This window comes from Mumia sp. (assembly GCF_028803055.1).
GTDB lineage: Bacteria > Actinomycetota > Actinomycetes > Propionibacteriales > Nocardioidaceae > Mumia.
The window spans coordinates 18718-27801 of sequence record NZ_JARBCJ010000020.1; the positions used below are offsets into that span (position 1 = coordinate 18718).

Genomic DNA, 9084 nt, shown 5'->3' on the forward strand with positions numbered 1-9084 from the left:
TCTCAGCGTGCGCGGGTTCTCGCTCATCACGCGACGGCCGAGCGAACGGCTACGGTGCCGGGATGCTGTACGTGTGCCAGCGGCACCATGCCCGTGTCCTCCACCACGACCTCAGGCTGGAGGTCGCGGGGGTCCTCGTCTCGTGGGCCGTCCCGAAAGGGCCCTCTCCCGATCCGTCGGTGCGGCGGCTCGCCATCCGCACCGACGACCACGACCTCGCGCACGCCACGTACGAGGGCGCCTACGCACGTGACGGGGGCCGCCCCGGCAGCGTCATCGTGTGGGACAGCGGCACGTACGAGCACCTCACGAACCGTGCCGGGACACCGGTCTCCGCAGGCGATGCGCTCGCCGATGGGCACCTGGTGGTCGACCTTCACGGTCGACGGCTGAGCGGGCCATACGCGCTGACCCGAACGGGTGAGGCAGGCGGGAAGGAGCAGTGGATCCTGGTGAAGATGCGCGGGCCCGGGGTGGAAGCCGGTGCAGACCCCGCTCGCGACGGGCTCACCTCCGTGCTGAGCGGACGGACGAACGCCGAGCTCGAGCGGGCCTTCAAGCCCTCTGACGACGTGCGATAGCGGCCGCCTCGGTGCGTGTGGCCGCACCGAGCTTGGCGAGGATGTTGGAGACGTGCACCGACACCGTCTTGGTGCTGATGAACAGCAGCGTGGCGATCTCGCCGTTGGTACGGCCTTCGACAAGGTGGTCGAGCACCTCACGCTCGCGTGCGGTCAGGGGCTTCTCTCCGGCCGATGCCTGCGGCACCGCCGTCCGGCCACCCGCAACAGCCGTCGCCCCCGCGAGCTGCTCGAGCTGACGCACCAGCGGCTCGGCGCCCAGCGACACCGCCGTCTCGTGGGCAGCGCTGGCCACCTGCTTGGCTCCGGCGATGTCGCCGGCGGCGTGCAGGACGGAGCTGAGACGCGAGGTCGAGCGCGCCTCCTCGTAGACATGGCCGAGCTTCGCGAACGCACCTGTCGCCCCGCGCCACGCCTCAAGCATCACTGGGAGGCCGAGGTCCTCTCCCGCTGTCCAGCGCACGCGCAGGATCTCGGCATCGAGCCGGCGCCCCCATGCCTCACCCTCGGGCCCGAACGGCCCGCGCTCCTCGACCGCCCGGTCGGCGTCGACGCGCAGCTGAGCGGCACGCTCGACGAAGGCGCTTCGCTCCGACGCCGACACGTGCGGCGCCGCGTCGGCGTAGCGGCCGGCGAGCAGCGCCCCCATCCGCAACCGCGCCGGGACGCGGCGGCCGCCCCAGTCGGTGACCAACGAGGCGACGAGATCGTCGTGCCAGGCCTGCGCCGACGCGACGTCGGGCGCGAGGTCGATGGCCGCCGTGCCGCTGTGGATCGCGAGCGCGATGTCTCTGTGCCAGAAGGAGTCGCGCAGGCGACGCGCGCGCGGCAGGACAGTCGTGTCACCACGCGCTGCGGCGACGAGCAGCTGCACCGACTCCAGAGAGCCGGCATGGACCGCCGGAGGGCGCAGGGCCGAGACGTCGCACAGCTCCTCGACGAGGTCCCACCGGCCACGGAGATAGGCCGTGAGGGCTGCGAAGAAACGGCCGTCGAAACCGTACGGGGCCCACCGTCGTCCCGCCTTCTCCGCCGCCTGCATCGTCGTGAGGAACTCCGCCGTGGCAGCGTCGAGGTCACCACGGTCGTGGTACAGGAACGCGAGATGCTGGTGGGCGCGCAGCTCGGTGACGACGTTGCCGGATGCTCGGGCGGTCTCGGCAACCTCCCGGAACCGCCGCTCGTCACCGGCCGGGTCGTCGCCCCTGAGAGCTCGCACCCGGGCCTTCGTGGCGGCAGCCTCGTCGACGACGCGGCTGAGGCCGAGGCGCTGGCCCAGCGTCATGGCCTGGGTCGCCCAACGCATCGCGTCGTCGTGGCGCCGCTGAGCTCCCGCGACGTGGGCGGCTACGGCCTCGAGCGAGGCGCGCAGCGCCGTCGGCTGCTCGGGCACGAGCGCGAACGCCTGCTCGACCGCCTGTGCGGCCTCGGCGTCGCGGTCGCCCAGGACGGTCGCGGTGCCGTAGGCGACGAGGAGCCGGGCGCGTTCGGTGTCGGAGAGCGTCGCCGCACCGTCCTGGAGGTAGTCGTCGACGACCCCTGCCGCCCGACGGACGTATCCCGACGCGGTCAGCGCCTCGCTGGTGGCGACGACGAGGTCGACCAGATCAGTGCCGGGTGGCGCCGCGGACGCGACCGACAGCGCGCGCTCGTAGTGCTGGGCGGCCTCGTCATGCCCACCGACCCGCCTCGCCCGGTCTGCGGCGCGCACGCTGGCGGTGAAGGCCATCTCCGCCATGCCGGCCTCGAACGCGTGACGCGCGACGTCAGCGGAGTCGCCACGACCCGCCAGTGCTTCGGCGTATGCCTTGTGGAACCGGCGACGCTCGGCGGGGAGGAGGTCGTCGCGGACCACCTCTGCGAGGAGGGCGTGGCGGAAGGCGTAGCCGTCGTTGCTCGTGCGGCTCAGGATGCGGTGGTCCAACGCGGCCCGGACACCGTCCTCGAGGGTGTCTGGAGGGAGGTTGACAACCGCGGCGAGCAGGTCGTCGTCCACCTCGGCACCGGCGCACGCGACCGCTCTCACCACCTGCCTGCCGCCGTCGTCGAGGCGGTCGAGACGCACGAGCAGCAGGTCGGCCAGCGTCGGGGGCAGCGGACCGTTCTTGTCGTCGACGTCGACGAGCTCCTCGGCGATGAACGCGTTGCCCTCGGCCCGACGGACGATCGCGGCGAGGCCGGTGGCGTCGATCGAGGCGGTCGCTCGTGACCGGACGAGCGCACGGACCTCGTCGTCTGCGAGGGGACCGAGGTCGAGTCGTTGCACGCCCGGCAGCCGACTCCACTCGGCCACGTCGGCACGCAGCGGATGGCGGCGGTGGAGGTCGTCGCTGCGGTAGGAGATGACGAACCGGACAGCGCCGTCGTAGCGCTGGGAGAGCACGTAACGGATGAGATGACGCGTCGAGGTGTCGGCCCAGTGGGCATCCTCGACGAGCACCAGCACAGGCTGGCTGGAGGCGAGCAGCTCGAGGGCGGCCACGACGGAGGCGAACAGCTCGCCCCGGTCGACTCCCGTGCCGTTGGCGGCGCCCCACATCAGGGGGCCGAGGGGCGGCAGGGCGTCGGACAGCGCCTTGCGGGAGGGGTCGTCGAGGGCGGCCAGCACCTCGGCGAACGGCTGGAACGGGATCGCGCTGTCACCGAGGTCGAGACAGTGGCCGACCAGCACACGGTGACCGTCGTCGGCGGCTCGGATCGCCAGCTCGCGCAGCAGACGGGTCTTGCCGATCCCGGCGTCGCCGCTCAAGAGGACACCCCCGCGGGCCTCGGGATCGGCGACACCGGCAGCGATCAGCAGCCGCTCGAGCTCCCCTTCTCGTCCGACGAGGGGCTCGGTCGTTCTCCAGTCGGCGGGCATGTGCCCATGATCGCGTACCCCACTGACAAGGTCCGAGCTCATTGACCCGGGGGCACCTCGATCGTGTCCACGACGGACATCATGCCGTCGGGTGCTCGGAGCGCGCTCCGGTCTCGCGTGCACGAAGCCGGCGGCGGACGGTGCGGCGCCTGACCGCGCCATGCGCCTGCTCCATCCGACGGTCCATCTCGGTCTTCACGTAGTACTCCGGCATGAGGATCATGACGTCGATCCTCGTTCTCTGAGGTAGGCGCCTCCATCGGGCGAACGCCTGAGTCGGCGCCTCCAGCTACCTCAGATCTCCACTTGCCATTTGTTTTTGCCTACGCAATATTCGGGTAACAGTATGACGTAGGTCACACCGGACCTGGAGGAATTCATGAACGTGAGACGTCGAGACAGAGATTCATCGGGCCGGTCGTACCGACCGTCCGCCCGCCGCGCGGCTCTGGTCACCGGTGCCGCAGCGGCTCTGGTCGCCGGCCTGGTCGGGGTGGGGGCCGGGTCCGCCCCGGCAGCCAGTACGGCCAGCGCGGCGTCAGCGACCGCGGGTGAGCGGGGCGGCACGCCGGCCTACCTGAACGAGCGGCTGTCGACCAAGAAGCGGGTCGCCGACCTGCTCTCCCGGATGACGCTGGCCGAGAAGATCGGCCAGATGACCCAGGCCGAGCGCGCCAACGCGTCGCAGGCCGACGTCACCGACCTCGCGCTCGGCAGCATCCTGTCCGGCGGCGGGTCCACCCCCACGCCCAACACCGCCGAGGGCTGGGCCGACATGGTCGACGGCTACCAGGACGCCGCCCTCGCCACACGGCTCAAGATCCCCGTCCTGTACGGCGTCGACTCGGTGCACGGACACGCCAACCTCAACGGCGCGACCGTCTTCCCCCACAACATCGGGCTCGGAGCCACCCGAGACCCGAGGCTCGTCGAGAAGATCTCCCACATCACCGCCGAGGAGACCCGTGCCACCGGCCCGCAGTGGAGCTTCGCTCCCTGCCTGTGCGTCGCGCGCGACGACCGCTGGGGCCGCACGTACGAGAGCTTTGGCGAGTCGCCGAGGCTCGTCTCGGAGATGGCGGTCGCAGTGCGCGGCTTCCAGGGACGGCGCGGCCAGCTGGACAACCCGGACCGCGTGCTGGCGACGCCGAAGCACTTCGCCGGTGACGGTCTGACCACCTACGGGACGTCGGCCGGTGACTACACGATCGACCAGGGCATCACGATCGTCAGCCGCCGGGACTTCGCTCGCCTCGCGCTCGCGCCGTACTGGCCCGCCATCCAGCGCTACGGCGCCGGGTCGGTCATGCCGTCGTTCTCGTCGGTCGACTGGACCGAGGACGGCGTCGGCACGAACGTCCTCAAGATGACCGCGCACAAGGAGCTGCTCACCGGCGTCCTCAAGGGCCGGATGGGCTTCGATGGCCTGGTGATCAGCGACTGGGAGGCCATCCACCAGCTTCCCGGCGACTGGAACACCCAGGTGCGCACGGCGATCAACGCCGGGATCGACATGGCGATGGAGCCGGCGCAGTTCGAGGAGTTCATCACCGCGCTCACCGAGGAGGTCCAGGCCGGTCGCGTCCGGATGTCGCGCATCGACGACGCGGTCAGGCGGATCCTCACGCAGAAGTTCGAGCTCGGGTTGTTCGAGAAGCCGTACACCGACCGGCGCAACATCGACGAGATCGGCAGCGCCCAGCACCGCAAGGTCGCCCGCGAGGCCGTCGCGAAGTCGCAGGTCCTCCTGAAGAACCGGGGGCGCGTCCTCCCGCTGTCGAAGCGGGCGCCGCTGTACGTGGCCGGCAGCAACGCCGACAACATCGGCAACCAGGCCGGCGGGTGGACGATCACCTGGCAGGGCGGGTCCTACCACCAGATCCCGGGCGACACGATCCTCGACGGCATCGACGACGCCTCCCGGCGCGACGTGACCTTCGACGAGACCGCGTCCACGCCGGTGCCCCGCAACGCGACGGGTGTCCTCGTGGTCGGCGAGACGCCGTACGCCGAGGGCTTCGGCGACGTCGGCGGGCCCCGGTGGGAGTCCGACCCGGGGGACAACGGCGTCCCCCGCCCGGTCAAGGACATGAAGCTGTCCACCGCCGACCAGCGGGCCGTGGACACCGTCTGCACCCAGGCCGCGGAGTGCGTCGTGATCGTCATCTCCGGCCGGCCGCTGGAGATCCCGCCGGCGCTGCTGTCGAAGATCGACGGTCTCGTGGCCGGCTGGCTCCCGGGCAGCGAGGGCGCCGGTGTCGCCGACGTCCTGTTCGGCAAGAAGCGGTTCACCGGCACGCTGCCCGTGACCTGGCCGCGGAGTGTCGACCAGGAGCCGATCAACGTGGGTGACGCGGACTACGACCCGCTCTACCCGTACGGCTTCGGCCTGCGAGCCCGATGAGACCAGGGCCCGTCATCGGCGCCCCCGACGCCGGTGACGGGCCCTGCCCAACTCTGCGGCCGCCAGCCTCAGCGGCGTCCGGACGTGTCGGTCGAGGTGGTCCAGGCCACCGTCTCGTCGACGTCCACGTGGTTGCCGCTCGGCGTGGTCGAGTAGGTGCCGGTGATGTCGTCTTCCGCGGAGCGCACGCCCGACGTGCCAGGGCCACCCCGTCCGAGATCGCGACCCGTCACCTTCTTGGCCTGCGCCACGATCTGGTCGTAGCGCTCCCGGCCCGCCCTGGCGCCGAGCACGTACCCCGCACCTGCGGCGAGGAGAAGGGAGATCTTGCGCATGGGGTTCCTCTCGATCGCTGACTTGAACCCTCGACGCTAGCGCGGTCTCGCGCCTTCAGCCACCCTCCTCGGGCGGCAGCTCGGCACCCTCGGCCTCGTCGCGATCTGCCCACTCGAGAAGCGGCTCGATCGAGAACACGGCGTCGTCGATGCCGGCGTGCAGATCCCCGAGCTCGGCGAACCGGCGGGGCATCGTCGCGATCGTCATGTCGGCAGGCTCGACATCGTCGACCTCGTCCCAACGGATCGGCCCCGAGACCCGTGCGTCCGCGACACCGCGCACGGAGTACGCCGCGGCGATCGTGTGGTCACGAGTGTTCTGGTTGTAGTCGACGAACAGCTTGGCCGGGTCGCGGTCCTTTCGCCACCAGGTCGTCGTCACGTCGTCGGGGACGCGTCGCTCGACCTCGCGTGCGAAGGCGAGCGCGGCGCGGCGGACGTCAGCGAAGCCGTGGTCGGGCGCGATCCGGACGTAGACGTGCATCCCCGCGCCACCCGACGTCTTCGGCCAGCCGACCGCACCGAGCTCCTCCAGGATCTCGTGGCTCACGCGCGCGACACGGCGCACGGTGGCGAAGTCGCACTCCGGGCCCGGATCGAGGTCGATGCGCCACTCGTCGGGCTTCTCGGTGTCGGCGCGGCGGGAGTTCCAGGGGTGGAACTCCACCGTCGACATCTGCACGGCCCAGACCACGCTCGCGAGCTCGGTGACGCACAGCTCGTAGGCGTGCCGGTGGTAGCGCGGGAACTCCACGCGCACCGTCTCCAACCACGGCGGGGCGCCGGCGGGGACGCGCTTCTGGTGCACCTTCTTGTCGGCGACACCCTTGGGAAACCGGTGCAGCATGCAGGGCCGCTCGCGCAGGGCGTTGACGATGCCGTCCCCGACCGACAGGTAGTAGTTGACGAGGTCGAGCTTGGTCTCTCCCCGCTCGGGGAAATAGACGCGGTCCGGGTTCGAGATGCGGACGTCACGGGTCCCCACCTCCACCTCGATCGCGTCGCCCATGCGAGCGATCCTCGCACGGGCGACGCGATCTCGGGCGGCGCCGCTCAGTGGCGCCGTCCGCGGCGGCGGAGGGTACTCGCGCCACGGACGCTCTCGGCACGGCGGTCGTCTCCGGAGATCGACAGCCGCTCGATGCGGTGCTTCATCTCCGTCACGACGGAGGACTCGGGATCGATGTACATCAGGGTCTCCTTCTCTCGTCCTGATGCCTCGACTCTCGTCGTCTGAGGTAGCAGCCCACATCGGGCTCATGCCCTAGTCCGGCGCAGAGGTGCCTCAGATCGGTCCGACGCTCCGAGCGAAGACCCCCGGCGTCGTGCCGAGCACCCTGCGGAAGTGACGGGTCAGGTGCGCCTGGTCGTGGAACCCCGCCCGGTGGGCAGCATCCGCGACCGCGTGGCCATCAAGGATGAGCCGACGCGCCAGGTCCACCCGCCGACTCGTGAGGTAGCGGTGCGGAGCGATCCCGTAGGCCTGGGAGAAGGCGCGTACGAGGTGGCTCGGATGGGCGCCCAGGAGGTGGGAGGCCTCGTCGAGCGTCACGCCGGCGACCACCGCCTGGTCGAGCAGCTCGCGCAGCCGGCGTGCCAGCGGCGCGTCGGGTGCCGTCGACGGCGCGGGTCCGTGCAGGTGCTCGCCGAGAACGTCGTGGAGGCGCGCCAACCACGACTCCACCTCGAGGACGTCTCCGCCCGCGAGCGCGCGGTGCACGCCCTGGACGCCCTGGGCCGCGTCGGGACGGGCCACCGTCGGGTGGTCGACGCTGTGGCCCACCGCCCCGGTGGGCAGCCAGGACTCGTCGAGATAGAGCACGCGCTTGCGGAAACCGGTCCCGAGCCGCGCCGAGCGGCCGTCGTGGGGCACGTGAGGTGGGAGCAGCGTGACCGTCGTCGGCTCGGCGGTGTGCGGGTGCCGGTCGAGGTCGTACGAGACGGCCCCGGCGTCGACGACGAGCACCGTCCAGTCGCCGTGGGTGTGACTGGGGTAGGCGTGCTCGGTGAACTCGGCGTGCAGCACCTCCCGCAGGTGCGGCACGTCGGGTCGCCACGCGCGGACCCGGTCGACCATGCAAAGAACGTACAAGACCACGCCGCCGGGACGCAGCGATCCTGAGCGCATGACGACCGCCGTGGAACCGACGCCCACCACCCGTTTCGACACCAAGATCGCGATCGTCCTGAGCGACGACCTCCTCCCCTGGCAGGAGCTCAACGTCACCGCGTTCCTGGTCAGCGGCATCGCGACCAGGGACGACGCCATGGTCGGCGAGCCGTACGAGGACGCCGACGGCCGGCAGTACCTGCCGATGATGCGCCAACCGATGCTCGTCTTCAGCGCGACGTCCGACGACGTGCGCCGCATCCACGCCACCGCCCTGCGACGAGGGCTGCCGATGGCGATCTACACACGGGACCTCTTCGCCACCGGCCACGACGACGCGAACCGTGCGGTGGTGCGTGCCGTGCCGACCGAGGCCCTCGACCTCGTCGGGGTCGCCGTCCACGGACCGCGCAACGCCGTGGACAAGACGGTCAGAGGCGCACGGCTCCACCCCTAGGCGGCTGCGGAGCCGACCCGCCGCCGCAGCGTCAGCGTCCGTGCTCGCGGGAGCTGGCGGTGCATCTGCTCGAGCTGGAATGCCACCGTGCCGAAGTAGCCCTCGAGCCACGAGACCGTCACGTCGGTGAAGCCCGCGTCCCTGAACATCGTGCGCAGCGCGAACTGCGTGTAGCGGAAGTAGTCGTAGGGCTCCTGGTGCTCGGGGTAGAACAACGGCGCCGACAGCAGGATCCGTCCGCCGGGCGCGAGAACGCGGTAGAGCTCCGCCAGTGCCTCGGCAGGGGCGTCCAGGGGCGGGCACACCCGGGTGCAAAGGAGACGCCCGAACCGACCCT

General features: G+C 71.1%; 9 protein-coding genes and 1 pseudogene. 3 read left to right on the plus strand and 7 right to left on the minus strand.

Annotation, left to right across the window (positions count from 1 at the left end; translation table 11 throughout):
- Window positions 1-62: 62 nt before the first annotated feature.
- A complete protein-coding gene (locus tag PV363_RS03750; RefSeq protein ID WP_220344016.1) occupies window positions 63-581 on the plus strand; it encodes a DNA polymerase ligase N-terminal domain-containing protein in 519 nt (172 codons plus the stop codon).
- Here the strand turns inward: PV363_RS03750 and PV363_RS03755 are convergent.
- Together PV363_RS03755 and PV363_RS03760 are read right to left on the minus strand one after the other, a co-directional pair.
- Window positions 556-3441, minus strand: coding sequence for a LuxR family transcriptional regulator (locus PV363_RS03755; protein ID WP_220365962.1), 2886 nt, complete (start codon window positions 3439-3441; stop codon window positions 556-558). The two genes, PV363_RS03750 and PV363_RS03755, sit on opposite strands and share 26 nt — an antisense overlap.
- Window positions 3442-3520: 79 nt before the next feature.
- Window positions 3521-3664 (minus strand): hypothetical protein, encoded by a 144-nt coding sequence (locus PV363_RS03760; protein WP_220346469.1) that lies wholly within the window; start codon window positions 3662-3664, stop codon window positions 3521-3523.
- Window positions 3665-3820: 156 nt separating this feature from the next.
- On the opposite strand from PV363_RS03760, the gene PV363_RS03765 reads away from it, so the two are divergent.
- The gene (locus tag PV363_RS03765) at window positions 3821-5845 is read left to right on the plus strand and encodes a glycoside hydrolase family 3 protein (protein ID WP_301021709.1); all 2025 of its coding nucleotides are present in this window, start codon (window positions 3821-3823) and stop codon (window positions 5843-5845) included.
- 68 nt (window positions 5846-5913) lie between these two features.
- Here the strand turns inward: PV363_RS03765 and PV363_RS03770 are convergent, their stop codons facing one another.
- The 4 genes from PV363_RS03770 to PV363_RS03785 form a co-directional block, all read right to left on the minus strand.
- The gene (locus PV363_RS03770) at window positions 5914-6180 is read right to left on the minus strand and encodes a hypothetical protein (RefSeq protein WP_220346467.1); all 267 of its coding nucleotides are present in this window, start codon (window positions 6178-6180) and stop codon (window positions 5914-5916) included.
- Window positions 6181-6235: 55 nt separating this feature from the next.
- Entirely contained in the window at window positions 6236-7189 is a 954-nt protein-coding gene (gene ligD, locus PV363_RS03775; RefSeq protein WP_220344011.1) for a non-homologous end-joining DNA ligase, read from the minus strand.
- Between the two features lie 44 nt (window positions 7190-7233).
- Window positions 7234-7371, minus strand: coding sequence for a hypothetical protein (locus PV363_RS03780; RefSeq protein WP_220344010.1), 138 nt, complete (start codon window positions 7369-7371; stop codon window positions 7234-7236).
- A 94-nt stretch (window positions 7372-7465) separates the two neighbouring features.
- The gene (locus PV363_RS03785) at window positions 7466-8257 is read right to left on the minus strand and encodes an AraC family transcriptional regulator (protein WP_220365965.1); all 792 of its coding nucleotides are present in this window, start codon (window positions 8255-8257) and stop codon (window positions 7466-7468) included.
- Window positions 8258-8306: 49 nt separating this feature from the next.
- Here PV363_RS03785 and PV363_RS03790 point away from each other — a divergent pair, with 49 nt between their 5' ends.
- Window positions 8307-8747, plus strand: coding sequence for a DUF2000 domain-containing protein (locus PV363_RS03790; protein ID WP_220346464.1), 441 nt, complete (start codon window positions 8307-8309; stop codon window positions 8745-8747).
- On the opposite strand, the pseudogene PV363_RS03795 reads toward PV363_RS03790, so the two are convergent.
- A pseudogene (locus PV363_RS03795) lies at window positions 8744-9084 on the minus strand (hypothetical protein); the annotation flags it as partial. The gene PV363_RS03790 and the pseudogene PV363_RS03795 overlap by 4 nt on opposite strands.